At 58.4% G+C, this 26,838-nt stretch carries 25 protein-coding genes; 12 read left to right on the plus strand and 13 right to left on the minus strand.

Features of this window, described 5'->3' with window-relative positions; translation table 11 throughout:
- Positions 1-19: 19 nt before the first annotated feature.
- A complete protein-coding gene (locus OOT55_RS10555) occupies positions 20-223 on the plus strand; it encodes a tautomerase family protein (RefSeq protein ID WP_265365838.1) in 204 nt (67 codons plus the stop codon).
- Positions 224-250: 27 nt separating this feature from the next.
- Here OOT55_RS10555 and OOT55_RS10560 read toward each other — a convergent pair whose 3' ends face one another.
- Positions 251-1,135, minus strand: a complete 885-nt coding sequence (locus tag OOT55_RS10560) for a LysR family transcriptional regulator (RefSeq protein WP_265365839.1) — start codon at positions 1,133-1,135, stop codon at positions 251-253.
- Positions 1,136-1,238: 103 nt separating this feature from the next.
- On the opposite strand from OOT55_RS10560, the gene OOT55_RS10565 reads away from it, so the two are divergent.
- From OOT55_RS10565 to gloA, 4 genes are all read left to right on the plus strand, one after another.
- Positions 1,239-1,715 carry a YybH family protein gene (locus OOT55_RS10565; RefSeq protein WP_265365840.1) on the plus strand — a complete coding sequence of 159 codons (477 nt, stop codon included), beginning with the start codon at positions 1,239-1,241 and terminating at the stop codon, positions 1,713-1,715.
- Between the two features lie 107 nt (positions 1,716-1,822).
- Entirely contained in the window at positions 1,823-2,545 is a 723-nt protein-coding gene (locus OOT55_RS10570) for a family 16 glycoside hydrolase (protein ID WP_265365841.1), read from the plus strand.
- 114 nt (positions 2,546-2,659) lie between these two features.
- Positions 2,660-3,181 (plus strand): protein tyrosine phosphatase family protein, encoded by a 522-nt coding sequence (locus OOT55_RS10575; protein WP_265365842.1) that lies wholly within the window; start codon positions 2,660-2,662, stop codon positions 3,179-3,181.
- A gap of 37 nt (positions 3,182-3,218) precedes the next feature.
- The gene (gloA, locus tag OOT55_RS10580) at positions 3,219-3,749 is read left to right on the plus strand and encodes a lactoylglutathione lyase (protein ID WP_265365843.1); all 531 of its coding nucleotides are present in this window, start codon (positions 3,219-3,221) and stop codon (positions 3,747-3,749) included.
- A 15-nt stretch (positions 3,750-3,764) separates the two neighbouring features.
- Here the strand turns inward: gloA and OOT55_RS10585 are convergent, their stop codons facing one another.
- The 5 genes from OOT55_RS10585 to OOT55_RS10605 form a co-directional block, all read right to left on the minus strand.
- On the minus strand, positions 3,765-6,032 hold the full coding sequence (locus tag OOT55_RS10585; RefSeq protein WP_265365844.1) for a xanthine dehydrogenase family protein molybdopterin-binding subunit: 2,268 nt from the start codon (positions 6,030-6,032) through the stop codon (positions 3,765-3,767).
- A 12-nt stretch (positions 6,033-6,044) separates the two neighbouring features.
- Complete coding sequence (locus OOT55_RS10590) at positions 6,045-6,500, minus strand: (2Fe-2S)-binding protein (protein WP_024461204.1); 456 nt, start codon at positions 6,498-6,500, stop codon at positions 6,045-6,047.
- 58 nt (positions 6,501-6,558) lie between these two features.
- The gene (locus tag OOT55_RS10595; RefSeq protein ID WP_265365845.1) at positions 6,559-7,533 is read right to left on the minus strand and encodes an AraC family transcriptional regulator; all 975 of its coding nucleotides are present in this window, start codon (positions 7,531-7,533) and stop codon (positions 6,559-6,561) included.
- Positions 7,534-7,701: 168 nt separating this feature from the next.
- Positions 7,702-8,160: a nuclear transport factor 2 family protein gene (locus tag OOT55_RS10600; protein ID WP_123638246.1), complete on the minus strand. Its 459-nt coding sequence runs from the start codon at positions 8,158-8,160 to the stop codon at positions 7,702-7,704.
- 98 nt (positions 8,161-8,258) lie between these two features.
- Positions 8,259-9,161 (minus strand): LysR family transcriptional regulator, encoded by a 903-nt coding sequence (locus tag OOT55_RS10605; protein ID WP_265365846.1) that lies wholly within the window; start codon positions 9,159-9,161, stop codon positions 8,259-8,261.
- 297 nt (positions 9,162-9,458) lie between these two features.
- On the opposite strand from OOT55_RS10605, the gene OOT55_RS10610 reads away from it, so the two are divergent.
- From OOT55_RS10610 to OOT55_RS10620, 3 genes are read left to right on the plus strand one after another with little or no spacing between them, the layout of a single operon-like run.
- Positions 9,459-10,601: a cupin domain-containing carboxymuconolactone decarboxylase family protein gene (locus OOT55_RS10610; RefSeq protein WP_265365847.1), complete on the plus strand. Its 1,143-nt coding sequence runs from the start codon at positions 9,459-9,461 to the stop codon at positions 10,599-10,601.
- A gap of 22 nt (positions 10,602-10,623) precedes the next feature.
- Positions 10,624-11,112, plus strand: coding sequence for a (2Fe-2S)-binding protein (locus tag OOT55_RS10615; protein WP_265365848.1), 489 nt, complete (start codon positions 10,624-10,626; stop codon positions 11,110-11,112).
- Positions 11,099-13,300, plus strand: a complete 2,202-nt coding sequence (locus OOT55_RS10620) for a molybdopterin cofactor-binding domain-containing protein (RefSeq protein WP_265365849.1) — start codon at positions 11,099-11,101, stop codon at positions 13,298-13,300. The genes OOT55_RS10615 and OOT55_RS10620 overlap by 14 nt, the downstream gene beginning before the upstream one ends.
- 53 nt (positions 13,301-13,353) lie before the next feature.
- On the opposite strand, the gene OOT55_RS10625 is transcribed toward OOT55_RS10620, so the two are convergent.
- Both OOT55_RS10625 and OOT55_RS10630 read right to left on the minus strand, forming a co-directional pair.
- Entirely contained in the window at positions 13,354-13,755 is a 402-nt protein-coding gene (locus tag OOT55_RS10625) for a type II toxin-antitoxin system VapC family toxin (protein ID WP_265365850.1), read from the minus strand.
- On the minus strand, positions 13,752-13,988 hold the full coding sequence (locus OOT55_RS10630) for a type II toxin-antitoxin system Phd/YefM family antitoxin (protein WP_265365851.1): 237 nt from the start codon (positions 13,986-13,988) through the stop codon (positions 13,752-13,754). Before OOT55_RS10630 ends, OOT55_RS10625 begins: the two co-directional genes overlap by 4 nt.
- A 211-nt stretch (positions 13,989-14,199) precedes the next feature.
- On the opposite strand from OOT55_RS10630, the gene OOT55_RS10635 reads away from it, so the two are divergent.
- Complete coding sequence (locus tag OOT55_RS10635; RefSeq protein ID WP_265365852.1) at positions 14,200-14,517, plus strand: helix-turn-helix transcriptional regulator; 318 nt, start codon at positions 14,200-14,202, stop codon at positions 14,515-14,517.
- Entirely contained in the window at positions 14,514-15,782 is a 1,269-nt protein-coding gene (locus tag OOT55_RS10640; protein ID WP_265365853.1) for a type II toxin-antitoxin system HipA family toxin, read from the plus strand. The genes OOT55_RS10635 and OOT55_RS10640 overlap by 4 nt, the downstream gene beginning before the upstream one ends.
- On the opposite strand, the gene OOT55_RS10645 is transcribed toward OOT55_RS10640, so the two are convergent.
- Both OOT55_RS10645 and OOT55_RS10650 read right to left on the minus strand, forming a co-directional pair.
- A complete protein-coding gene (locus tag OOT55_RS10645; protein WP_265365854.1) occupies positions 15,779-18,439 on the minus strand; it encodes a nitrate/nitrite transporter in 2,661 nt (886 codons plus the stop codon). The genes OOT55_RS10640 and OOT55_RS10645 overlap by 4 nt on opposite strands.
- Positions 18,440-18,586: 147 nt before the next feature.
- Complete coding sequence (locus tag OOT55_RS10650; protein ID WP_265365855.1) at positions 18,587-20,086, minus strand: hypothetical protein; 1,500 nt, start codon at positions 20,084-20,086, stop codon at positions 18,587-18,589.
- 238 nt (positions 20,087-20,324) lie between these two features.
- Here OOT55_RS10650 and narL point away from each other — a divergent pair, with 238 nt between their 5' ends.
- Together narL and glp are read left to right on the plus strand one after the other, a co-directional pair.
- Positions 20,325-20,975: a two-component system response regulator NarL gene (narL, locus tag OOT55_RS10655; RefSeq protein ID WP_024461215.1), complete on the plus strand. Its 651-nt coding sequence runs from the start codon at positions 20,325-20,327 to the stop codon at positions 20,973-20,975.
- Positions 20,975-22,198, plus strand: a complete 1,224-nt coding sequence (gene glp / locus OOT55_RS10660; protein WP_265365856.1) for a gephyrin-like molybdotransferase Glp — start codon at positions 20,975-20,977, stop codon at positions 22,196-22,198. Before narL ends, glp begins: the two co-directional genes overlap by 1 nt.
- Positions 22,199-22,578: 380 nt before the next feature.
- Here the strand turns inward: glp and OOT55_RS10665 are convergent, their stop codons facing one another.
- From OOT55_RS10665 to OOT55_RS10675, 3 genes are all read right to left on the minus strand, one after another.
- Entirely contained in the window at positions 22,579-23,613 is a 1,035-nt protein-coding gene (locus tag OOT55_RS10665; RefSeq protein ID WP_265365857.1) for an IS110 family transposase, read from the minus strand.
- 334 nt (positions 23,614-23,947) lie between these two features.
- On the minus strand, positions 23,948-26,356 hold the full coding sequence (locus tag OOT55_RS10670) for a M56 family metallopeptidase (RefSeq protein ID WP_265365858.1): 2,409 nt from the start codon (positions 26,354-26,356) through the stop codon (positions 23,948-23,950).
- Entirely contained in the window at positions 26,353-26,739 is a 387-nt protein-coding gene (locus OOT55_RS10675) for a BlaI/MecI/CopY family transcriptional regulator (protein ID WP_265365859.1), read from the minus strand. The genes OOT55_RS10670 and OOT55_RS10675 overlap by 4 nt, the downstream gene beginning before the upstream one ends.
- Positions 26,740-26,838: the final 99 nt, after the last annotated feature.

Raw genomic sequence — 26,838 nt, forward strand, 5'->3', positions numbered from 1 at the left:
TTTTTTAAAGGAGAAATTTATGCCCGTTGTCCGTGTTACCTGGTTTGAGGGTAAAGACGCAAACACCAAAAAAGCGGTTGCGAAAGAAATCACTGATAGCATTGTTAAACATACCCAGACAGATCCGAATTACATTTATGTACTCTTCGAGGACGTTGCACCATCCAACTGGGCAGGCGCTGGAAACCTGTTTGGGGAGGAGGGTGAGGTTCTGAAGGAGTAGATACGCCAGGCGGTCGGCTCTGTTGGGTCAGCCGCCAAACACCTCCAGCGCAAAATCCACAAAGCTTCGCAGCTTGGGGGTCATGCGACGGTCCGGTGCGTAGATAAGGTGTAATGGCCGGGTGGGTGGCGCGTAATCTGGAAGGAGCTGGACGAGCCGGCCGGCGTCCAGTTCAGGTTGCACCAGCTCTTTGGGCTGCAGCAACAACCCCAGGCCAGCCCGCGCGGCCCCGAGCAGAGCCTCGCCGCTGTCGACCATCAGGCGACCGGATATGGGCACCGTTATTGGGCCTTCGGGCCCGTTAAAGGTCCACTTTTTACGCAAGGCATTCAAGGAGAACCCAAGGCACTCATGATCAGACAGATCATGAGGGGTGCGGATGGGAGTGTGCTGTTGGAGGTAATCGGGAGAGGCGCACAATACCAATCGGTAGGGGGCCAATGGGCGAGCCACCAACCCACTGTCCTCCAGCTCACCTACCCGGAAAACGGCGTCAAACCCCTCATCAATGACATCCACGTAGCGATTCGACAGGGTCAGATCGAGGGATACCTCGGGATAGGCACGCAGGTAATCCGGGAGTTTGAGAGACAGGGCGTGTATCCCAAAAGTGACCGGCGCATTGATGCGCAGCTTGCCCCGTGGGGTAATCTGGGTTTCGGCAGCCAACCCCTCGGCCTGTGCCACTTCCTCCAGAATCACCTTGGCCCGCTCGTAAAACTGGGCGCCTATCTCGGTGAGACGCTGGCGGCGCGTGGTACGGCTAAGCAGCTTGACCCCCAAGTGCTCTTCCAGCGCCTGAACGTGCTTCCCCACCAGTTGGGGGGACATTTCCATGGCGTCGGCCGTGGCGGAAAACGAGCCCATTTCAACGGCTTTGACGAACACTGCAATGCCTTGAAGCTTATCCATTAGAAACAAACCGTTTAGAGTGAATGAAGAAAGTGCCTATTTATCACGAATGATTTCAAATTGTACATTGGTTCCGATGATGAACAAAACCAACGGAGGTTTTATGACGATCATTCGCAATGTCTGCGCTTCAATGTCCCTTATTTTACTACTGGCTCCTTTTCTGGCCCATGCAGATGCTCGTGACGAGCATCGGTCCATCCAGGAGACCTTGAGTCGGTATCAGTCCGCACTCAATGCGGCGGATGCCAACGAGATCGCCCAGCTGTACACCGTAGATGGCGTTATGATGGCCCCTGATGCGCCCGCCGCTGTGGGCCGTGACGCCATCAAAGCCTCGTATGGCGGGCTTGCAGAGGCGCTATCGTTCAACTTGGCGTTTACGGTCGATGAAATAGAACTCATCAGTGACAAAACAGCACTGTTACGCAGCCACTCCAAAGGAACTGTGAAGGTCAATGGCAGTGGACAAGCTGCCAACGAGGCCGCCTTTAAGGAGTTGTTTGTTCTCGAAAAGCAAAATGACGGAAGATGGAAATTCACTCATTACAGCTTCTCTTCCTCGCCTTTGGAGGAGTGACTGAGGTTTAAAAATCCAGTCGACCGGACCACGCGACTTTACTCTCGCGTGGTCCGGTTAACGTCCATTGCACATCCACATTGTTCTGCTACAGAGTGAGTCAACTTATGAAATACCGTTTGATTGGATTGGTGTTGGGTGTCATCGCCTCCTCGGGAGCGTTGGCAGACACGATTGAGTGGGAAGGCCGGGAGTTTGAGGCCAGAAATGTCAAGGCCAGCGTTGTGGAACTCAAGGGTGAGCAGGTGCTGCGGGTTGAACGTGACCTGGAGGCGCTTCCTTTCGATGTTGAACGCCTTGGAGAGACGGTCGATGAGCCTCATTACATGAGGCTGAAGGGCGTCGAGTTTACTGATGTGATCTTCGAGGTGAAAATGTTGGCTCGTATCTTACAGCCATCACCTTTTGCAAGCTCGCAAGGGTTTATCGGCGTTTATTTCCGCACGACGGAGGACGACTCGGCGTTTGATTCCATTTACCTTCGTCCCAATGCCGGTCGTGCCGATAACCAGCGCGTGCGAAACCACACCGTTCAGTACTTCGCCTACCCCGACTACAAGTTTGATAAACTTCGTGAAATGGCGCCCGGTCTTTATGAAACCTGGGCGGACGTCGGCATGGATGAATGGATTACCATGCGGGTCCACGTCAAAGGCGATACCGCCAGAGCATTCATCAACGATGCGAAATACCCCTCCTTTATCGTCGATGACCTGCTCAGCACCTCCAAATCCGGGAGCATAGGTCTGTACGTTGACATCGGCACCGAAGGATACTTTAAAGACTTCAAAATTATTTCGTCCTCCAGCCCCAAAGCCGGGGGCGTATAACCCACCCCACGCCTCAGCGCCTCGCCGGGGGACCTCCCCGGCAACGCGCTGCCACGACACCGCCCGCCTGTGGTATCGTAAACGCCCACGCACTTTTTGCAGGAGTGGCCGTTTATGCATACCCTCGCCCGTCATTTTATCTTGATACTGTCCCTCCTATGGATCGGCGGCGCCCAGGCCGACGGTCTCGCCGCCATAGCCAAGGCCCATGACTTTTACACACCGAGCGAGAACCTGGTGACCGGGGGTCAACCGTCTCGGGACGAGCTGGCCGCCCTCAAAGCGGCCGGGGTGACCAAAGTGATCAACCTGCGCGGACCGGAAGAAAAAGTCTCCTTTGACCCCAGGGCGGAAGCCGAGGCGCTGGGTATGGAGTATGTCTCACTGCCTATTTCCGGCGCCGGTGATGTGACCGCCGACAATGCGCGTACACTGCACCAACTGCTGCAGCAAGAGGATGAACCGGTCTTCGTGCACTGTGCCTCGGGCAACCGGGTGGGCGCTCTGCTGGCCATTGCCGCGCACCAGATTGAAGGCAAACCGGTGGACGAGTCTCTGGCCCTGGGCCGATCCGCCGGACTGGGTTCACTTGAGGGCAAGGTACGCTCGGTACTCGACGAGTCCGACCGCCAATAAATCAATTCGTTAAACATCAACAAACAGTGGAATTCCCATGAGCTTTAACACAGAACAGTACCCCGGCGTAGCTGACCAGGCCCCGAAGGAAACCGACGGCTTTCGCTTTAACCACACCATGCTGCGGGTGAAAGACCCTGAGCGCTCCCTGGCCTTTTACTCCCACGTCCTCGGCATGCGCGTGCTGCGCCGGCTGGACTTTGATGAGATGGAGTTTTCCCTGTACTTCCTGGCCAAGCCCGATGCGGACGAGTCCCTTCCCGAAGACGTGCAAGAGCGCACGCGCTGGACCTTCAGTGAGCGCGGCATTCTGGAGCTGACCCACAACTGGGGCACCGAGAAGGACCTGGATTTTGAATACCACGACGGCAACAGCCAGCCCCAGGGCTTTGGCCACATCTGTTTTTCCGTGCCCAACCTGGAAAAGGCCGTCGCCTGGTTCGACGCCAATGATGTGAACTATGTAAAGCGCCCGGAAGATGGCAAGATGAAGCACATTGCCTTCATCAAGGACCCGGACGGCTACTGGATCGAGATTGTCCAGGCCGAGCGGATGGCCCCCTTCTGACGCCATCCCAACCCGCTAGCCTTTCTCCAGGGCTTTGATAAACGGCTGGTCATACAGCCTTGTTCCCGTAGCCCGGTACAAGGCGTTAGCCAGCGCTGGGAAGACCGGCGGAAACGGTGGTTCGCCCAGACCGGTGGGGTCTATGTCATTGTCGACAAAGTTCACATGGATCTGGCGAGGGATTTCGTTCATGCGGATTATCCGGTAGCGATCAAAATTACGCTTATCCGGCTTACCGTCAGTGAACGTCATCTCGCCGTACATGGCATTGCCGATGCCATCGATGACTGCACCCTCCACCATGTTGACCGCCGCATCGTGATTTACCACGACGCCACAATCCACCGCGCTGTGCACCTGGTCGACTTTTGGTAAGCTATCCCCCTCTTGGGTAACGGTTACCACCTGAGCCGCGTAGGAGTTATGACAGAAGTAGGCTGCTACGCCTTTCTTGACCTCCGAAGGCATGGAGTTCCAGCCCGACCGGTCGCGCACCAGTTTCAACACGCCCGCATAGCGACTCGGGTCGTAGTCATTGTTCTCGCCGACCGGATTGTTTTTCGCCCGCTCCAGCAAGCTCAAACGAAACGCAATCGGATCTTTTCCTGCCGCCTCGGCCACTTCATCCAGAAACGCCTGCTCGGCCAGCGCCATAAAGTTGGAGCGAGGTGCACGAAACGCCCCGGTGGTGATGTTGGAGGGAATCACCAAGCCCTCCGCCAGGTAGTGATCCACGGCCCCGGCGGGAAAGCGGTTTTCATGGACGCAATGCTCGGTCAACCCAACGCCGCGAACCTGATAAGCCACCAACTGTTTATTTTCATCCAGCGCTGCCTTGAGCTGAACAGTATAAGTGGGGCGATAGATCCCCATGGTCATGTCGTCTTCGCGGCTATAGATCAGTTTGACGGGCGCCTTGACCTGCTTCGAGATAACGGCCGCTTCCACCAGATAGTGGGAGTACGCGCGACGACCAAAGCCGCCTCCCATGCGGGTCATTTCAATGCGAACCTTATCGGTGGGCACATTGAGTCGGCTGGCCACAGTGCCTTCGATAAACGCCGGGGCCTGCAGCGGGCCCGCCACATGAACCTCGTCGTCGGTGACATGGGCAAAAAAGTTCATGGGCTCCAGTGTGTTGTGCGCGAGTAACGGTGCCCGGTATGTCCTCTCGATCACCGTTTCGGCCTGCTCGAACGCCGTTTTAGGGTCTCCGTCCCGGCGCAACACTTCCAGCTCGCCGTCCAGCGCATTGTCCATCGCCTTGCGGTGCCCGTCGGTACTCTCCAGACCGCCGGGCACCTTCACCTCAATGGCAGTGCCAAAGCGATCAATGGTCTCGGTCCGGGCAGGCATGGCCTTCCACTTCGCCGACAGGGCTTTTTTCGCCTTCATCACCTGCCAGGTTTTATGCCCAACTATGGCGATAAGGCTGGGGAAGGCGGTGGTATCAAAATAGTTCTTTTGGTAGTCCGGCCGTATGGACTCAAAGACAAAAGCATCCACAATGCCTTTCATTTTTTTGATCTCATCCAGATCCGCCGAGTCAACCGTCTGCCCAAAAGCCGGAGGGTGCTCGATCATCGCCACCAGCATACCTTCGGCCTGATAGTCGAGGCCAAACATCGGTTGGCCGGTCACAATCTTCAGGCCTTCCAGGTTTTTCCGGGACTGTCCGATCAGCTCAAACGCACTCTTGCTTTTCAAGGGTACCTGCTTGGGCATCGGGATCATGGCTGCCTCGGACGCCATCTCTCCGTAAGTGCTGGTTTTTCCGGAGGCGGCGTGCGACAGAACACTTTTTTGAGTTGATACCTCTTCAACCGGAACATTCCACTTCTTAGCCGCCGCCTGACGCAACATGTGTCGGGCGCTGGCGCCGGCCATGCGTAAACTCTGCCAAGCGAGTCGGATAGACTGACTGCCCCCGGTAAACTGGCGCTGATAGTCCTCGGGTTCAAACTCGGCCTGTTTGGCCGTGACCTTTCCCCAGTCGGCGTCCAGCTCCTCCGCCAGAATCATGGGCATGGAGGTCATCAGGTTCTGACCAAACTCCGGATTAGGAACCATGGCCGTAATATCGCCCGAAGGCGCAATCCGAAGATAGGCATTCAGTTCAAAGGCCTGATCGGTCGCGGCTTCACCCGAGGCAGCCGCCGCGCCGCTCAGCCAGCTGAAGTTGATCAACAACCCGCCGCCAGCCGCCGCACTGGCCTTCAGGAAGGCCCGGCGGCCGATGGAGGTTTTCAACACAGTCGCTTCGCTTTCGGTTTCAGTGCTCATATCCATACCTCCTTACGCCTTTGCGGCCGTTTTAATGGCTGTCTTGATCCGGCTATAGGTTCCACATCGGCACAAGTTACCGGACATGGCCTCCTCAATCGCCTCGTCGTCCGGACTGGCATTACGGGCCAGTAAGGCGGCCGCCGACATGATCTGCCCCGCCTGGCAGTAGCCGCACTGGGCCACGTCGTGTTCCAGCCACGCCTGCTGAACCGGGTGGCTGCCGTCCTCGGAGAGCCCTTCAATGGTGGTAATTTTGGCATCACCGATTGCGGACACCGGGAACGAACAGGATCGAATGGCATTGCCGTTCATGTGCACGGTGCAGGCGCCACATTGGGCGATACCGCAGCCAAACTTGGTGCCCGAAAGGTTCAATTCGTCTCTCAGCACCCACAGCAAAGGCGTGTCCTGATCGGCTTCGACTTCGTACTTCTGGTTGTTCACGGTAACGTTATAGGTAGGCATGGGACCCCCAGTTTGTGGTCTTGCAAAGTTCAATGAACTGTACATCGAGTGGTTTGAATCAGTGATCCCGGTAATGGCCGATATCCTTACTCGGCGCCCTTCCGAACATCCGGCTGTATTCACGACTGAACTGGGACACGCTGGCATAACCTACCCGGTGACAGGCCGTACTGATATCCACCGCCCGGGTCAGCAAGAGTTGTCTGGCCTCTTGTAACCTCATAGTCTTCTGAAACTGCAGGGGCGTCATCTTGGTTACCGACTTAAAGTGATGGTGGAACGATGACGAACTCATGTTGGCAAGCTCAGCCAAGTGGTCGATCTTGATCGGCTCCCGGAAATGTTCCTTGATCCAGGTGATTGCTTCGGCCACCTTGAAGGCGTGCGAGTCGGACAGGCCGATGTGCGCGATGGCCGCCCCGGCCGGACTGCGCAGCAGCCGGATAAGAATTTCGTCGATCATTAACGGAGCCAAAAGATCGGCGTTGTCCTGGCTGAGAATCAGCTCAAGCATGCGAATGGCCGAGCGTACAATGTCGGGATTTGCTTCATCGAGGTAGATGGCTTCGTTATGCCGAGTCATGGGCAAGCCGTTCGGGTATGCCCGGAAGATCAGTTCCGAGAGCTTTTTCCGATCGATATGCACCACCAGGCACAGATAGGGCTCCGCCTTGGACGCCTCAATGAATTTAACGCCAAGCGGCACTTCCGCCGCATAAACCGCCATACGGGACTCGTTGTACTCGTAACGTCTGTCGGCCAGGTACACGCACTTGGTTCCCTGAGCCACCAGACACAGCCCGGGCTTACTCAGCGTATGCTGCAATTCGGAGGACGGCGAGGACTGGCGCAGGACATGAAGCCCCGGAACGGGCAGGTCGAAGCGGCCATCGTGCGGGGCGAATCGTTCGATGAGGCGCGCCAGAACACCCAGTTCCTGCGGGGCAGGCGCTGATTTTTGCTTATCGGCCGACTTGCTCGACTCGACCGACTTGTCCGATTGGAAGGGAACGACATTTTGCTGCTCAGTCATAAACGAGGCCCACTGGCCAAAATGTGTACAGATCCGCTAAGTATATTCCCTGTTAACACCCACCATTTGCCCATAGCCACTAACCTTTTGCCTGATCCTCCAGGCGCCCTGCGCTATGCTTCCGGTACCGGTAAGCCCACCACCATCAGGCGCCCAAGCTCAACGGGACTAATGTTCAATCTCGTGGGTGTCTCTCACGCTACTGAAAGTGAGATCGAGCATTTGCCAATCACCATCCAGCTTTTTATACACTTCAGTCACGGTAAATTCGTTGGAGACCTCGTTTCCACGCACCACCGCTACCAGTGTGATGCGGTTCCACGCGATGGCGGTGTCGCCGATCACCTCCACCGCCACATCATGAACCTCAGCGTCTTTGTACCAGATACTGCCGGACTCAATAATTTCCAGTTCCCGCTCTTTTTTCCAAGAGCCACTCATATGCACGAATTTGGACTGCTCATGGAAAAGCGCTTCCAGCTTTTCAACGTCTTTATCCGCCATCCACTGCCACTTGGCGGCGGAAATTTCCCGGATCTCACGTTCGCTCACGGAGCTATCGGCAAAACTCAGCTGTGACGCCAAAAGCAGTGCCAATAGGCCAAACAAGGATTGTCGTAAGGTCATAAGATCTCTCCTGCCGATTGATTCAGTCATTCGATAGTAGGAGAGCGAGAAGCGCTAAACAAGATCAAAAATCAGGATGCTTTATTGAATTTTATTCATCAATCGGCGGGAGCCGGCTCGCGCAACGCCTCAAGAACGACCGCAAAGGCGCCTGATGCCGGCTTTCGGCTTGGGTAATAAAGGTGGTAGCCGGTGTAGGGCTGACACCACTCATCCAATACTCTGATCAGCCGCCCAGCGGCCAAATGCTCGGTGGCCACGTCTTCCGGCAGGTAGGCCAACCCCTGGCCGGCCAACGCCGCCCGAAGAATGGGGGAGACACTATTGAATATCCAGGTGCCGGTCACCTTGACGGTCAGCTCCCGTTTACCCTTCTCGAACTCCCAGGGCAGCAGCCCTCCATGGGTGGGCAGACGCAGATTGATGCAGTTGTGCTCCGCCAGTTCCTGGGGTGAGCGGGGCTTCGGGTGATGGGCGAAGTAGTCGGGAGACCCCACCACGGCAATGCGGGCATCCGGGCCGATGCGTACGGCGATCATGTCATTGGCCAGCTCTCCCCCAAGACGAACGCCCGCGTCGTAACGCTCAGCAACAATGTCGGTGCGAGCGTAGTTGACCGTGACCTCGACGGTGATATCCGGATATTGGGGGAGTACCTTGGCCAGCTTGGGCCAAATCAGGGTGTTGGCGGCATGCTCGGCGGTGGTAATCCGAACCGTGCCAGCGGGCCGACTGCGCTGATCCCGCACGGCGTCCAGCTCACTATCGATCCCCTCAAAGTGTGGGGCTATACGCTCAAACAGACGCTCCCCCGCCTCGGTGGTGGACACGCTGCGCGTGGTTCGAGTCAGAAGACGAACCTCCAGGCGCGCCTCCAGAGCTCGGATAGCGTGACTGAGCGCAGAGGTCGAAATACCCATCTGCGCCGCCGCCCGGGTAAAGCTGCCTTCCCGAGCCACCTGGATAAAGGCAAGCAGCTCACTGTAATTATTTCGTGCCATTATTGAATCCGGCTCAACAAACCATCGTAACCTTGAAGTCTAGTCAAAAAAATGCCTTTGTGACAGACGTCGTTTTAGAGGAACCTGTAGATTTGTCGCTTCAGAGTATGTAAACCGCCTGGAGAAACAGGCAAACATCGGAGAAGATCTTGTTACCGCCCCAACAGCGCCCATGTTTACACTGAAGCGATGCCCATCGCGGCTGCGCGGCTGCATAGGCATCACACCTGAGGAGCTCTCCTTAAGCCGCGAATCAGGCAAACAAACCCGCAAGATTGCCGAACGGATGAGCAAACAATGAGCAAGCCCCTGATAGCCACAATGATTTTGACGCTTTTGTCGGCCAGCATACTGGCCGATGAGAAAACCCGCCAACAGGTCGTCAAAGCGCCTGAACATGACATCAATCAAGCGCCCGCCAATCGCTTCTCAGGCGACGCCCATTTTTCACGCTTTCCGACCATGTCCTCCCCCGGTGATGTCGTGCCCGCCACGGTGACGTTTGAGGCTGGAACCATCACCCACTGGCATATCCATCCCCACGGTCAGTACCTGATTGTGACTGACGGTGAAGGCCGAACCCAGGAGTGGGGAAAGCCCATACAGACACTGCAAGAGGGCGATGTGGTGATATGCCCTCCGGGCGTCAAGCATTGGCATGGTGCCAGTGAGCACCGTTCGATGACCCATATTGCCATCAGCCCGGTATCCCCGGACGGACAAGGCGTCACCTGGTTGGAGGAAGTGGAGCTGCCCGAGTCCAAATCAACGACACCAGACCAACCCGAAGCGCCCACCCCGGTGACGCTCACGGAAAAGCAACTGAGCCTGATCCCCATTGCGGCTTTCTCTGCGGTCGGAGATACAGAGAAACTCAAGCCAGCTCTCGTTCAAGGCCTGGAAAGTGGCTTGACCGTGAACGAAATCAAAGAGGCCTTTGCGCACCAATACGCCTATGCCGGCTTTCCGAGAGCCTTAACCGGCATGCTGACATTCAGAAGCCTACTGGAGGAGCGCAGGGAGAACGGTATTGAAGACGTTCAAGGTAAAGAGCCGAGCCAATTGCCCGATAGCACGGATTACTACCAGCTTGGTTCAGAAACCTTGGAGTACTTAACGGATCGAACCATGGAAGAAGCGTCACAACCCCTGTTTGGTAATTTCTCCCCCACCATGGACCATGCGTTGAAAGCCCATCTGTTCGGCTATTTGTTCAGCCGGAACAATCTGGGGTACCTTGAGCGGGAACTCGTTGTGGTGGGTACGCTTTCAGCCATCGGGGATGTAAACCCTCAGCTTCACTCCCATTTAACGATTACTCAGAATCTGGTGGTTGATCCTGAGCAGATGGAGAGGATAATGGCAACGTTGGAGAAGAACGTCGGAAAGAATGTGGCCCGCAATGCACGAGGTGTTTTACGGGACATTCAATCGCCATAGCGCTTTAGCCCGGAGGCACACCATGAAACTCACCATCAACGGCCAGGTCACCGAGGTCGACGTCGAGGACGACACCCCGCTGCTGTGGGTGCTGCGCGAGCAGCTCGGCCTGACCGGCACCAAATACGGCTGCGGTATCGCTCTGTGCGGGGCCTGCACCGTTCATATTGACGGCGTGGCGCAGCGCTCCTGTGTGCTGCCGGTCAGCGCGGTTCGGGAGAATCAGAAGATCACCACCATCGAGGGCCTCGGGGTGCAGCAGTTTCACCCGGTACAGGAGGCCTGGGCGGAAATTGATGTGGCCCAGTGTGGTTACTGTCAGCCGGGCATGATCATGGCCGCGGCCTCGCTGCTGGCGCAGAACCCGGAGCCCACCGACGAGGAAATCCGGAGCGAGATCACCAACATCTGCCGCTGCGGGACTTACCCGAGGGTGCTGGAGGGCGTAAAGCGCGCCGCCCAGCGCATGGCGTCCACCCAGAAGGCCGGAGGCTCCAATGAACAAGCCTGAAGCTCAAGCGCCCGCTAGCGGCGGCATCAACCTGTCCCGCCGGGGTTTTCTCAAGGGTAGTGGCGCTGCGGCCGGCGCCTTCGTATTCGGTTTTTCCGTGCCCTTCAGCCAATCTGCACTGGCGCAATCCGAGTCGCCCGAGGTGAACGCTTGGGTGGTGGTTCAGCCCGATGACACGGTGCTGATCCGCATCGCCCGTCAGGAAATGGGCCAGGGCTCGTTGACCGGCCTGGCGCAGTTGGTGGCCGAGGATCTGGAATGTGACTGGGACAAGGTCGATTTCGACCTGGTCAAACCGGGCCAGAACCGCGAGCGCGACAATGTCTGGGGCAGTCAGTTCACCGCCGGCTCGACGGCCATTCGCGGCTCCCACGAGTATCTGCGTCAGGGCGGCGCCGCCGCACGCATGATGCTGACTGAAGCTGCCGCCCGGCAGTGGCAGGTGCCCGCCAGTGAGTGCACCGTTTCCGAGGGGGTGATTACCCACGAGCCCAGCGGGCGCACCACCACCTTCGGCGCCGTGGCCAAGGCGGCCAATGACATCGAACCACCAAAAACCGAGTCGATCCGCCTCAAAGACCCGAAAGACTGGCGCATTGCCGGTAAGGACAAGGCGCGGCTGGACACCCTGGACAAGCTCGACGGCTCCCTGGTGTACGGCGCCGACTTCTCCATGCCCGGTATGCTGGTGGCGGTGCCCAAGGCCTGCCCGGTACACGGCGGTAAGCTGAAAAGTTTTGACGCTGAGAAGGTCAAGAACATGCCCGGCGTCAAGCAGGTGGTGCGCGTCGACGATGAAACCGTCGCGGTGGTGGCCGATACCTTCTGGCGTGCCCAGAAAGCCTTGAAAGCCCTGCCGATCGAATGGGATGAAGGCGAAAACGCCAAAGTATCCAGCGAGAGCATCGCCAAAAAGCTGCGCGAAGGTTTGACCGCAGACACCTCGTTTATCGGCAATCAGGCCGGGGATGCCAAAGACACGCTGGCCAAGGCCGAGCGGGTCATCGAAGCCGATTACAGTTACCCCTACCAGAACCACGCCCAGATGGAGACGCTCGCCGCCACCGTGCGCTGGCGCAAGAACGGCTGTGAGATGTGGGGGCCGACTCAGGTGCCGGGAACGGCCCTGGAAGCCCTGGCCGAAGCGGCGGAGTTGCCCCAGGAGGTCTGCGAAATCCACACCATGCGCATCGGCGGCAGCTTTGGCCGCCGCGCGGCCACGGACTATATACGCCAGGCCACTCTGATCGCCAAACAGATTCCCGACACGCCGATCAAACTGATGTGGACGCGGGAAGAAGACATGCTGCAGGGCCGCTTCCACCCGGTGACCCAGTGTCGTCTGCGCGCGTCCATGGACGATGAGGGCAATGTCCAGGCTCTGCATATGCGCATCTCCGGTCAGTCGATCATGGCCTACGCCATGCCCCAGGCGATGAGTGACAAGGGCGATCCGGTGGTGTACCAGGGGCTGGACCCCGAGGGCGATATGGCCCTCGGGTATTCGGTGCCGAATCTGCTGGTGGACCACGCCATGTACAACCCGCACATCCGCCCGGGCTTCTGGCGCGGGGTCAACCTGAACCAGAACGCCCTGTACCTGGAGAGCTTTATTGACGAGCTAGCCCACGAGGCCGGCCAGGATCCACTGGCGTTTCGTCGCAAGCTGATGGCCAACCACCCGAAACACCTGGCGGTGCTCGAAGCCGCCGCCGAAGGCATCGGCTGGAACACCAAACCGCCGGAAGGCATCTATCGGGGCATCGCCCAGGTGAAGGGGTTTGGCAGTTACGTGGCCGCTGCTGCGGAGGTGTCGGTCACCGACGGCAAGGTCAAGATGCACCGCATCGTGGCCGCCACCGACCCGGGCCATGTCATCAACCCGCAACAGGTGGAGGCGCAGGTCGCCGGTTCATTCGTGTACGGCTTGTCGCCCCTACTCTACAGCGAAGCGACGGTGAAAGACGGGCGCATTGAGCAGGAGAACTTCAACACCTACAAGGTGATGACGCTCAAGGATATGCCCAAGGTGGAAGTGATCACCATGCCCTCCGGCGGTTTCTGGGGCGGCGTGGGCGAGCCCACCATTGCGGTGGCCGCACCGGCGGTACTCAACGCCATCTTCGCCGCAACAGGCAAGCGTATCCGCGATATTCCCCTCAAAAACACGGACCTGACGGTCAGTTGAACCTAGCGCCCCTGGCCGCCAGACGGTCAGGGGCGAATTTGAGTCAGCAGGGATTACCAGATGCTGCGCACATGCTTGTAGGCCCGAATTTTCTCATCGGCGGTCACCAGCGGTGCATTCAGATGGCGCGCCAGCGACACAATCATGCGATCGGCCGGATCTTTATGAAAATCCCCCGGTAGCCGGGTGGCCTGCACGCCCACCGCGACGTCCAACGGCACAAACCGTACGCTCTCTATCTCGGCTACCACATCCAGCCAGTCATCAACGCTCATACTCAGCGCCAAGCGGCCTTTCTCAATCAGCATGGCAACTTCCCAGGCAGAAATGGCCGAGATCAATATCAGGCCGTTTTCCGCTTTCTGCTCATGCTCAATGGCCGCGCGAGCATTCTCGGACAGTTGCGAGTCACCATTGACCCACCAGACCAGCACATGGGTATCCAGAACAATCATGTCAGAGCATCCCAGTCATCATCAGCGACCGGCTCAGTGGGGCCTTTGAACTCCATCACCGAACCCCGCAAGCGCTCCAGCGGCGAACGCTGCTCCGCCCGGTAACGGCGAACCTCGATGGCAGGCAGCCCCTTATCGGTGACGATAATGGTCTCCCCAGACGCCTCAACCCGTCGAAAAAACTCCAGCGCCTTGGCCTTGAACTGGGACTTGGAAACCGGCTCTTGATGCATAAATCACCCCTGGTCATCGCACATGGTCATCAGCTTACTACCACCTGGTGGCTGGGGCAAGCCGTCACCACACGACATTAAAGCACCAAATAAATTGCTATTTATAACTTAGGACACATAAATGCAATTCATTAAATGCTTATTGACTTTCAAGTACAATAAAGCAAACTATTAGTTGCAATATGAAGCCATGAAACACTGGAGGCTCTTCGTGCCACTCTCGCTAATGGAGCAAATCAAACGTCGCCGTCTCGCCCTCGGGCTTAAGCAGAAGGATATGGCTCCCCGACTGGGCATGGTACGCCAGCAGTATCAACACCTGGAGTCCCGGGGCAATCCGCGACTTGAGACACTAGAGCTGGTCGCCGCCGGTCTTAATAGCGAACTGATGTTGATTCCGCAGGAGAAGCTGAACGAGGTGAAGGCGGTGCTTGAGAATAATGAGCATGCCGGTGGGCCCGCCCCGGATGAGAGCGCCCAGCGTGTGCTCAATGATCCGTGGAAAGGGTTTCTGGGAGATGAATCATGAGTGCCCAAGGCAACGAAGTCCGGGTGCTCCAACTGACGCTTCATCGGCGCTTGGTAGGCTACCTCGCCGGTTATCAGAGTGGGCGCAACCGGCTTACCTTCGCCGAGGCGTTCCGCACCGACCCCGAGCGCCCCACGCTCAGCCTGATTACTCACCCGGCGTTCCCCCAGGCGCAGACGATCATGTCCACCCCGTGGATTCGCACCCAAAAGCTCCCCCCTCTGCTGTCCAATTTATTGCCCGAAGGTGCACTTCGAGAACTATTGGCCCAACGTCTGAAAGTTCACACGGATAACGAGTTTCAATTACTGGCTCATTTGGGCAATGACCTGCCCGGCGCCTTGGTGGCCACCCCGATAGCGCCGGAGCAGGTACCTCAAGAGTTGCTCAACCACTACCCGAAAAGCAGGCCTGTGGCGTTTGCTGAAAAACCCTCGGCAAACCGGTTTTCGTTGGCAGGCGTACAGATCAAGTTCTCCGCCAAAGTCACAGACGAACGCTACAATTTAACGACAGAAGGAGAACTCGGAGACTGGATCGTAAAAACACCCTCCACCACCCACCCGGACGTTCCTCTAAACGAGTACACCGCCATGCGCCTGGCACAGCTGGCCGGAGTGACTATCCCGGAAATCAAGTTGGTGGACATTCGTCAACTGGACAACCTACCGCCCATCAATCTACCCGACGAACAGCAGGCCTTCGCGATCAAACGCTTTGATCGCGATAACGGATCGCGAGTTCACATGGAAGACTTTGCACAGGTGTTCGCCAAAGATGCGCTGGAAAAATACGACGCCGCCAACTATGAACAGATCGGTCGCATAGTCCGCCAATACTCCGGCGACGGCCTGGCAGATGTACAGCAGCTCGCGCGCCGTTTGCTGGCGAACATTCTGCTGGGTAACGGCGATGCCCACCTGAAAAACTGGAGCCTGCTCTATGCGGACCAGAAGACGCCGAGACTTTCACCCGCCTACGACATCGTCACCACCTTGGCCTACATGGAAGGAGAGCAGGAGTTCTCGCTAAACCTTGCCGGCAACAAAAACTGGTATCGTGTGACCTTCAACCACTTTGAGCGCTGGGCAGAGGCATTGAACCTTCCCTGGCGCCCCATAAAAGCCCATTTGACGGATACCCTGGAAAAAGCCCGTGCACTTTGGCCGACGGCATTACACGAGCTTCCCATGGCGCCAGCGCACAAGGTTCTTCTAAAACAACACTGGCGCACGCTGGCAAAAGACTTCCAGATCATCCCTTAGCAGGACACTTCCGCCCCACGCCGGGCGTAGTACCACCAGGTTACGAACAGGCAGGTTACGTAGAACACCACAAAGCCGGTCAGGGCCGCGGCGACACCGCCGGTCATATCGAATGACGTACCGTAGGCTTTGGGGATAAAGAAACCGCCGTAGGCCGCGATGGCGGAGATAAAGCCGAGCACCGCCGCCGCTTCCCGGTTGCCTTCCACCTGTGCCTGTTCAGTGTCGCCCAGCGCACGCTGGCGCAGGGTCATGAACATCACCGGCACCATGCGGAATGTGGAGCCATTGAGAATACCCGAGGCGACAAACAGCACCAGGAACATCCCGAAGAAACCCCAGAAGTTACCGGCACTGTCTTCACCTGGCAAAAACTGCAGTACACCGACGACACCGGCAATCATCACCGCGAAGGTCCAGAGGGTCACGCGTGCGCCGCCCAGTTTGTCGGCAATCACCCCACCGGCCGGACGTGCCAGGGCGCCGAGCAAGGGGCCAATAAACGCGTATTTGGTCGGGTCCACATCCTTGAACAGCATGCCGGACAGCAGCGGGAAACCCGCGGCAAAGCCGATGAAGCTGCCGAAGGCGCCCAGGTACAACCAGCACATCAGCCAGGTGTGCTTGCGTTTGAAAATCACCGCCTGATCACTGAACGAGGATTTCGCCGAAGCAATATCGTTCATGCCAAACCAGGCCGCTATCGCCGCCACAATAATGAACGGTACCCAGAGCAGAGCGGCATTCTGAATCCACAGGTTCTCGCCCGCCAAGGCGCCGGACTGAATCACCATGGGGTCACCCCCGAACGGGCCCAGCACACTGGCGGCGATCGCCAGCGGCGCAATCAGCTGCATGGCGGATACCCCGAGGTTACCCAGGCCGGCATTCAACCCCATGGCGCCGCCCTTCTCCGCTTTCGGGAAGAAGAAGCTGATGTTGGCCATGCTGGAAGCGAAGTTGCCACCACCGAAACCGCACAGTAAGGCCAGAATCAGCATCACCAGATAAGACGTATCGGTATTCTGCAGGGCAAAACCCAACCACAGACAGGGCAGCAGCAGCGACGCGGTGGAGATCGCGGTCCAGCGGCGGCCGCCAAATATCGGCACCATAAAGCTGTAGAAAATACGCAGCGTCGCCCCGGACAGCGCCGGCAAAGCCGCCAACCAGAACAGCTGATTGGAGGTATAGGGGAAACCGAGCTGGGGCATTTTCACCACCAGAATGGACCAGATGGACCAGACCGCAAAGGCGAGAAACAGGTTGGGAATGGAGATCCACAAATTGCGCCGAGCGATTTTTTTGCCTTTCTCTTCCCAGAAGGTTTTATCTTCCGGACGCCAGTCCTCCAGCACAAAAGCATCGGGCGTGGAGAATTCCGGCAGGTCGGTGACTTCCTGTCCGGAACGCCACTCGTGCCGCTCCGCCAGGCGAATGGCGTAGTGCATCCAGGCCAGCGCCGCACCAGAAATCACAAACAGCAACATGAAGGCGCTCTGCCAGACACCGATCACGTCGTTGAGCATGCCGAAGGTCAGCGGCAGAAAGAAACCACCCAGGCCACCGATCATGCCGACGATACCGCCCACAACCCCAACGTGGGTCGGGTAGTACACGGGAATGTGTTTGAATACCGCTGCCTTACCGAGCGACATGAAGAAACCGAGAATGAAGGTCAGCACCACAAAGGCGGGCAGAGTCAGTTCAAAGCTGAACTCCAGGGTGCGATCCACCCCCAGCACCCGGTATTCGGTGGGCGGATAGCTGAGCAGAAAGCAGCAGATGACCGAGGCGGTCAGGGTCCAGTACATGACCCGACGGGCGCCGTAACGATCGGACATCCAACCACCGAGAATCCGGAACAGCGAAGCGGGAATGGTGTAGAGCGCGGTGAGAATACCGGCGGCGGCGATACCCAGCCCGTAGACTTCCATCAGATAGTGGGGTAACCACAGTGCCAGGGCGACAAAGGCGCCGAATACAAAAAAGTAATAGAGCGCAAAGCGCCAGACCCGAAGGTCTCCCAGGGGCGCCAACTGCTGACTCAGCGAGGTGATGTTGGCACGACGTTTCGCCAGTCCGGGGTCGGCCTTGGCGAACAGGATAAAGCCCACCCCCATCAGGGCGATCACCACCGCATACACCTGAGCCGTCACCTGCCATCCGAGCGCGAGCAACAGGAAGGGGGCACCGAAGTTGGTGATCGCCGAGCCCACATTACCGGCACCGAAAATTCCCAGCGCCGTGCCCTGCTTGCCCGCGGGATACCAGGCCGAGGTGTAGGCCACCCCGACAATAAACGAGCCGCCGGCCAACCCCACACCGAGCGCAGCCAGCAACAGCAGATAATAATTCTGCGCCATGCTCACCAGCAGCACGGCCACACCGGTGGTAATCATCAACAGGCCAAACACCCAGCGGCCGTCGAACCGATCGGTGAGCACACCGAGGAACAGCCGACTGATCGACCCGGACAAGATCGGCGTTGCCATGAGCAGACCAAGCTGGGTATCGCTCAGCCCCAACTCCTGCTTGATTTGGATCCCGAGGATGGAAAAAATCGTCCAGACCGCAAAGCACAGGGTGAACGCAAAGGTGGAAAGAAAAAGCGCACGCCGCTGGTCGCGGGGGGCAATGGCGCTGGCATCAAGCATGAGGCGTCTCCAGAGAACCGGGCCGATAAAAACCCGACAATGTTTAGGGGTACTGCCTCATAGTAGAAACGATTGGCACCCTTGCCTATTGAGCCGTTTAGGCACCACCTGCTACCTCTGAATGGGTATGTTGGTGGTCCATGCGGCTTAGGGGTTATAGATGAACGCGTGGCGCCGCAGGTACAGGGCCCAAGCCGCCAACGCGCAGAGACCATAGAACAGCGCAAAGCCCAGAAACGCCTGATAGACGCCTTCCACTCCGCCGGCTCGATTCAGCGCCAGGGGGATATACACCATCCCCAGGGTCGCTACCGATACCAGCCACATTTGCGCCGGCTGGCGCCGGGTCGGGGGGAACACCTGAGGCAGTGCCCGCAACAAAGCCGCGTAACCAATGCCCGAGGCCGCAAAAAGCAGCGCCATGGCGAGTAAGTACGGCATAAGGTAGTCCAGAGGGAACTCGGACAAGGTCAGGGCACGCAAGCTCCAGAATACGGCCATCGCACCCAGCGCCAGGCCGAGCATACTGACTGCCGCCACCCGCGCACCGCCCCAGCGCCCGGCCGCCCAACCGCCCAAGGGGCGAACCAGAATGGCCAACAGGGGAAACATCCAGGCATAAAGAAATACTCCGGAATACCCCTGCGTCTCACCGAACAGCTGACAGGTCACGATCGGGAACACCAGGGTCAGCCCCAGGAATGTACCCACACTGGCAAGCCACAACAGGCTCATCAACCAGAGGTGCCGGTGGGACAACAAAGCGATCAACCGCTGACGCTGAGGCGCGGTGGAGAGCCCCGCAACCAGCAACACGCACAGGGCCAGCACACACATCAGCGTGAGCTCCACCGGCATCCAGACCGAGACGCCACCGAGCGAACGAGGTAAGGTCAACCAGCCGGCCAACGCAGCCAGAAGTCCGCCGGCGAACAGCGCGGATACACCGCGACGCCAATCGCTCACCGCGAGGGACTGTCGCCAGGGCGCACGCAGGGACCAGAGCAGGAGAATGATCAGGGCAAAAATAGCCCAGAACAGACCGCTCCAGCCCAGCCAGATCGAAGTGTTTTCAGGCAGGCGCCCCAGAAAGTGACTGACGCTCAGATTGAGCCACTGGGGCTCACCCACCGGCAGCGGCACCGTAATAACCAGCGGTACCACCAACAAGCTGAGCACCACCCCCAGATGCCCCGCCAGCGAGGCCGCTTCCAGGCCGTAGCGCTGTGCCTCGTCTGAGGTTTCCGCCGGTCCGCCCAGGGCTGCCAGACCGCCACCGCCGAGCCCCACCAACAGAAACAGTGCCGGCAGCCAGGTCCGGCTCAGGGGCGCGCCACTGAGCATGAAGGTCAGCACCACCGCCACCAGCAGCAGAATCAACAATGTGCTGAGCACCAGGCCGCGGCCGTAGCTCAACAGCCAGAAGCCGAGCGTCAAGCGCAGGCAACTGGCCGACAAACCCGTCAACGCCAGCAGGGACAGTAAATCGGAATAGCTCAGATCGGTGCGGGTGCCCGCCAACAACACCACCCAGACCGATGGCAACAACCACAGTCCGAAGCCGCAGACCAATACCGCGCCCACCCAACCGGGCCCCGGACCGGTGGTGTCGGTCGATACCTTGGTCGGGGTAGACAAGTCACGCATAGGGGACGCACTGCTCGCAGGGTTGATCGTAATCCTCATCGCGCTACTATGGGCGCTGGGCAAAAGGCGCTCAATGCCCCCTTGGACATAGGGGCACTCGGGCGTCACCCTCCAAAGGGCTACCCACACTGGACAGCTTGCGCCTTTTTCATCCTTACGCTAAGGCCGCCCGCGACTTGCCAAAAAGAGGTAAGCCACTGACAATGCGGCGATATTGATTGATTTGGGAGACATCTTTATGAGCCACGACGCGGCCAGCATCATGCTGGTGGATGACCACCCCTTATTGCGCAAAGGGTTGCAGCAACTGATTGAACTGTCCGACGACCTGGAGCTGGTCGCGCAGGCCGGCAGCGGCGCCGAAGCCATCAAGCTCGGGGAAGAACTGGACCCGGACCTGATTCTGCTCGACCTGAACATGCAGGGCATGGACGGACTGGAAACCCTGGAAAAATTGCGCGGGGTGGGAGTGACTTCCCGCATCGTGATGCTCACCGTCTCCGACGCCGACGAAGATGTGATTGCCGCCATCTCCCGGGGCGCCGACGGTTATCTGCTCAAGGATATGGAACCGGACGAACTGCTCACCCAGATCGAGCGCGCCCTGCAGGGCAAGATGGTGATGAGCGAAGCCGTGACCCAGGCCCTGGCCACCGCCATCCGCAAGCCCCAGCCCAACAACGAAGCCAAGCTCGACAGCCTGACCGGGCGCGAGCTGGAAATTCTCAAACTGATCGCCAAGGGGCTGAGCAATAAACTCATCGCCCGGGAGCTGGACATTTCCGATGGCACGGTCAAAGTGCACGTCAAACATCTGCTGAAAAAGCTCGGCCTGCGCTCACGGGTGGAAGCCGCCGTGTGGATGATCAACCAGGAAAAGAGTGACTGATGGCCTGCTGCGACGAACCCCAACTGATTCCGGTTCAGGACGCCATCGCCCGCATGCAAGTGGCGGTACAGGCGGTGACCGACACGGAGACCGTTTCCCTGCCCGAGCTGCTCGACCGGGTCACCGCCGAGCCGGTACACGCCGGCTTTAATGTCCCCGGCTACGACAACTCGGCGATGGATGGCTACGCTCTGCGCGCCCAAGATGCCGGACAAGTGTTGACGCTGGTCGGACAATCACTGGCCGGGCATCACTTCGACGGTGAACTGAACGCTGGGCAATGCGTACGCATTACCACCGGCGCCACGATTCCCGCCGGTGCCAATGCGGTGGTCATGCAAGAGAATACCGAAGTCGACGGCGATAGCGTTCGCGTGATGAAAGCGCCTGCTACGGGCGAGAATATTCGTCGTGCCGGCGAGGACATCACACAAGGCCAGGAAGTGTTTCCCTCCGGTTATCGTTTCGGTCCCGTGGATATTGCCCTGCTCGCTTCCCTGGGCTTGGCCGAGGCCTCGGTCAAGCGACGCCTCAAAGTCGCGGTGCTGTCCACCGGCGATGAACTTACTCCGCCGGGACAACCACTGAAAGATGGCCACATTTACGACAGCAACCGCTACGGCCTCATCGCCATTCTTCAACGCCTGAACGTCGAGGTGCTGGACCTGGGCCTGATTCCCGACCAGCCGAATCAGATCCGCGCCGCTTTCGAACGCGCCGGAGCAGAAGCCGACGCCATCATTTCCAGCGGCGGTGTGTCGGTAGGCGATGCGGATTATGTCAAAGACATTCTCGGCGAGCTGGGGGAAATCGGCTTCTGGAAAGTGGCCATCAAACCCGGAAAACCTTTCGCCTTTGGGCACCTGGGTAAGGCGGTATTTTTCGGCCTGCCCGGCAACCCGGTGTCCTCCATGGTCACCCTGCACCAGTTGGCGCTACCCATCCTGCGCACCATGGCCGGCGAAGCACCGGAACCGCCCTTGCAGCTGACCGCCCAAGCCGCCAGCGGCTACAAAAAACGCCCGGGCCGGCAGGACTTCCAACGCGCAACCCTGCGCTGCGTGGATGGCGCAAACCAGATCGACAGCAACGGCGCCCAGGGCTCGGGTGTGCTCACCTCCTTCCTCGGCGCCAACGCCTATGCCGTGCTCGAAGCAGAGCGGGGCAAAGTTGAGGCCGGCGAGCCCGTCACCGTCATTCCGTTTGATCGGTTTATTACCTGATTAAAGCGGCACCACATGGGTGCCCTACGTCAGCGGCAATGCCACCTCATGACGGCGGATGCGGCCTCCGGCCTTATCCGTATATGGTCTCCTCCCCGTTTGCAAGGTCTCAGTGCTCGATGTCAGGGACAGGTTGGCTCCCGTATATCCGGCCTGTTGAACGAGGCGGCTTTGTCGCCTCTGGCCTTGATGGAAGATGCGCGCCTGCCGTCCTCATCGCCCTAACGGCCTTTGGGGCCCTCGGATAAGTCAGGTTTTCGGCAGGCCGGTCTGACCTGTTATGCCATCGATCGCTGTGACCCTCGCAACCTGAGGGAAGGTTTACCTCCGTAACTATCTACGTCGCCTCGTTTGTCTATTCCACTCGCTCCCTGATTAACTTATCCGGCCATTCGCTCCTCGATCGGCCGGTACCGCTCGCCTCGGGCGATGATCACCCAGGCCATGCGGACTAACTTGTTGGCCAGCGCTACGGTGGCTTTGTTGAACCCCCGCTCGGCCTTGATGCGCTGGATCCAGCGGCTGAGCGGGTCGCTTTTCTGGTCCGCTCGTGACACCACCGCCCGAGCTCCGTGGATCACCTGCGCCCGCACATAGGGATCACCCCGTTTGCTGATCCCCAGAAGGACCTCCTTGCCACCGGTGCTGTTCTGTCTCGGTATTACCCCCAGTGCCGCCGAGGCATCCCGCCCCCGGCCGAACTGCTGGCCATCGCCCATCCAGCCTTTGAGCTGGCTGGCTACCACCGGGCCAACACCCGGCAGCGCATCCAGGCGTTGGCAGACCTCATCGGCTTTGGCCTGTCGCTTCACCTCCTGGTCATACCAGGCCAACTCCTCTTCTACCTCCAGGAAGCGCTGATACTGACGGTGCAGCAACTGCCGAGCCCGTGGGCTCAACTCGTTCTCGGCATCCTCCAGCGCCAGGGGCAGTTCCCGGCGCAGGGCCGCTATCCCCTCAGGGATGATGACACCGTACTCGGCGAGCAAGCCTCGCAGCCGGTTGCCCATCCGGGTGCGCTCAGCGATCACGCTGCGGCGCAGCTTGTGCAGCATCTGCTCATCCTGCTGCTCGATACTCTTGATCGCCACCGGGCGGATTCGTCCGTGCTCACAGGCCTCGGCGATCGCCTGGGCATCGTTGTAGTCGTTCTTCTGGCCCCGCAGATACGCCTTCACATGCTGGGCCGGCAGCAGCTTCACTTCGTGCCCCAGTGCCTGTAGCTTGCGCCCCCAGTAATGGGCGCTGGCGCAGGCTTCCATGGCTACCTTGCAAGGGGCCAGCTTTGCCATCTGATTAAGCAGTTGCTTGCGGCGCAATTTGCGCCTCCACCCGCACTGGCCATTCGGGCCCAGTCCGTACACTGCAAACTCATTCTTTGCGAGGTCAATGCCAATCGTTGTAAGCTTTGCCATGGTCTCCTCCCACTCATCTCAGATAGGAACTTATTCCTCCCCTATCTTGGCGCATCGCGACGCCGATTAGGAGGGGAGGAGACCATCTCATCGCCCTACAGTTAGCTTGTAGGTCGCGTAGGGCGGATAAGTGCGAAGCACGCATCCGCCGTAACAAGACAATACGCATTACCCGAGCGTCACGTTTGGCAACGGCGGATGCGCTACGCTCCGAAGCGTCGGACCGATCCGCCCTACGGATACTTCCGGGTCGATAAAACATCCCTTCGATTATTAGGCTGTAACAAAAAAGCCCGGAACAAGCCCGGGCAAAGCGCTAGGGTTAGCCTATCAATTATCGCGCAGCGAGATCGACATGGTTATCCACCAATTGTTCAAACACTCCCTGCCATTGCTCACAATGCGTTTCATAGCCGTACAATGACACCGACTGGGTGACCAATTCGTATCCCTCAGGGCGCTCAATACCCTCACACACCTCGGCGACCTGGGCTACGGCTTCCGTAATCGTCTTATCTTCAATGATCACGTCAAAGAGTGCGTCGGGCTCCTTGTTGCCAGGATAAATATTTACCCAGTTGACACCATCGGCCCAGACCGATATGGAATGGTGAGCCATCTCCAACGCATCACGCTCCGGGTCCTGTACCGCCTCCAGCAGAAATTCAGCTCGTGTTTTCTGAAAGAGTGCGCTGAATGTTGTTTTTTGTCGGTCGGTCATATCGACGCCCGACTGTAACGTCCAGGCCCGAAAATGGCGCTCCAGATGCTTCTCCTGATAGAGATAAGGATGCAGGTCGCTAGGCAACTCGGAAAGCAGGCCCTCGAGCTCCCGCTCAAGCTCTTTCGTAAAGGGCAACTTTTTGCTGTCCATAAAGCTCATCAACCTATTGGACAGATATTTTTCCGGATCCGGGTCAAATGCTATTTCCAACACACTCTCGCGGTTTACTCGATAGCCAGATAATGCGGTGAATCCATAAACCTTCTCTCTGGCCAGTACCGACTCGACCGCCTGCTTACCCAACCATACCTGATAAAAGTCAGAGGTAGCCGCGAACGATCGAATATGCCCCTGCTTAGGGTCATCATTAAATGAAAAGTGTTTGATCTTTCCTGCCAAGGCTCCGTCACCGGAAAAGTCTTCCCGAACTACATTGCGCCTGGTGACGAAATCCGGCATCCGCTCCCCCCGCCGAAGGGTCATTAGCAGACTGCCATCGTCCAAAGCGCGCAGAGAGAAAGGGCCTGCCTCCACTGCCTGGCCCGGCTGCTTCTGCAAAGCTCGAATTGAACCGACGGGAATTTCCGACTCCATTCGCCCCTGTTCATAGAGTGCAAAATGAATCTCACCGGATTGATCAGCCACCCCAGCATCGTACTCTTTCACTCGGATCAGTTTACCCTCTAACGCCCGAATGAAGTGCGCATAATCTTTCTCAAACAACACCTGCCGCGCCTCCAACCACTCGTCCTCATTGAGATGACTGTAGAACGGAGGACGCTCTTTGTCGCGATAGCGATCCTTCCACAGCGCCGCCTTGAAGTGTCGAACGAACGCCGCCCGCTCCTGTTCCGACAGGGCCTGATAATCCGAGGTTGGCACCAGCGTGGTCACAAAATGAGGCTCATCATCGGCGTCTATCAACTGCGAGCGGAAGGTGTCGATCAGGCTTTCCACCGAGGCATCGTCCAGGGTTTCAATGTCGGGGTATTGGTCCTCGGCTTGGGAGTGCATACTCAAGAACAACCCCAGAGCCACCAGCAGCAAGCTGGACACTAGCCCTTCAAACGGACGTGCGGTAGACGTCGCGGGCTCAAACAGCCGACGAATACGGGCAAGTAGGTGCGGGTGCTTTCCATTTATAGCCATGGTGAGTTCTCCATCATTGGAAGCCGAGCCGCCCATTTTCAGCGAGGAAAATCGGGCCAGGGTCTCGGCGTAAAAAATCCGGCTTTTACAACCGTCAGCCGCAATATCGTCGCAGGCATTTTCCCGCTCACGATCAATCTGCGCACTGATCCAAAGCACGGGCCAGTTAAAGAAGTACAGGGTTTTGATCAGGCTCTGGATCAGGCCGACCAGATAGTCGTTGCGACGGATATGCGCCAACTCGTGTCGCAGGATCGCCTCCAGCTCATCGCGACTCATCTGGGTCAGGAGCGCGGCGGGCAACAGAATTACTGGCTTCAGGTGGCCGACCACGCAGGGGCCCGTCAGGCGCTCGCTGAGCTTCAACGCCACCGCCGCGCGGATTCCAATGGTGCTCGCCAGGACGTCTAATCGTGTTTGCCACCGCGACGATGCCGGCTGACTCAACCGGTTTTTCAGGCGATAGCAGTAGAACAGCCCGCCGCAATATCGAGCCATAAAGAGGGCGAAACCCAACATCCAGAGCAGTACGATGGCCGACATGTGGCGGTTGATCCAGTCGGCCCACACCGCCGGCGAGAACATCGATCGAGAGTCGGTCAACACCGGCTCGGGGACGGCCGCGGCTTCGACCAGCGCCACTTCCACCAAGGCGTAGTAGCGACTGTAAGTCAGTGCGCTCAGCACCATGACGATCCCCAGGGCCACCACGCCACTCAGGTAACGGGCATTGGCCGACCAGCGAGGTGTCACCGCCAACACCAGCGCCAAGCTGACCGCCACCAGGGCGCCCTGCCAAAGAGAGTGGAGTAGCGTCCACCCCAGGGCGTAAACAAACGCCTCTCCCAGCCATTGGGTCAACCAGTTCACGACTTGTCCTCCTCAATCCGGTCGAGGTAATCCCGTATTTCGTCCAGTTCCTGACGGGACACGGCTTTATTGCCCAGCAGGTGCACCATCAGTTTGCTGGCGGAACCTGAAAAGGTGGTATCGATAAATGAGCTTAGCAGCGAGGCTCTGGTGTCCTGCTCTTCCACCAGGGGGTAGTACACGTGGCTACGCCCCTCGCGACGCCGCCCCAGCAGCCCTTTCTGGTGCATCAGCTGCATCAGTTTGAGCGTGCCGGTGTAACCGGCCGAGCGCGTGTGCTGAAAGGACTCGTGGACCGTCTGGGCGGTAGCTTCCTCCCGGGACCAGAGAATGTCCAGAATCGCCATCTCCGAGCGGGTGGGCGTTTTGGATGATGCGGGCATTGTCGACAGCCTTCTACGAAACAGTTCGTAACTATTATACGAAACACTTCGTAGTTTAGAAGAACCGATTGCTAATATGGGGCTGCACCTTTTATTCAA

This window comes from Marinimicrobium sp. C6131, from assembly GCF_026153455.1.
In the GTDB taxonomy this organism is placed as follows: domain Bacteria; phylum Pseudomonadota; class Gammaproteobacteria; order Pseudomonadales; family Cellvibrionaceae; genus Marinimicrobium.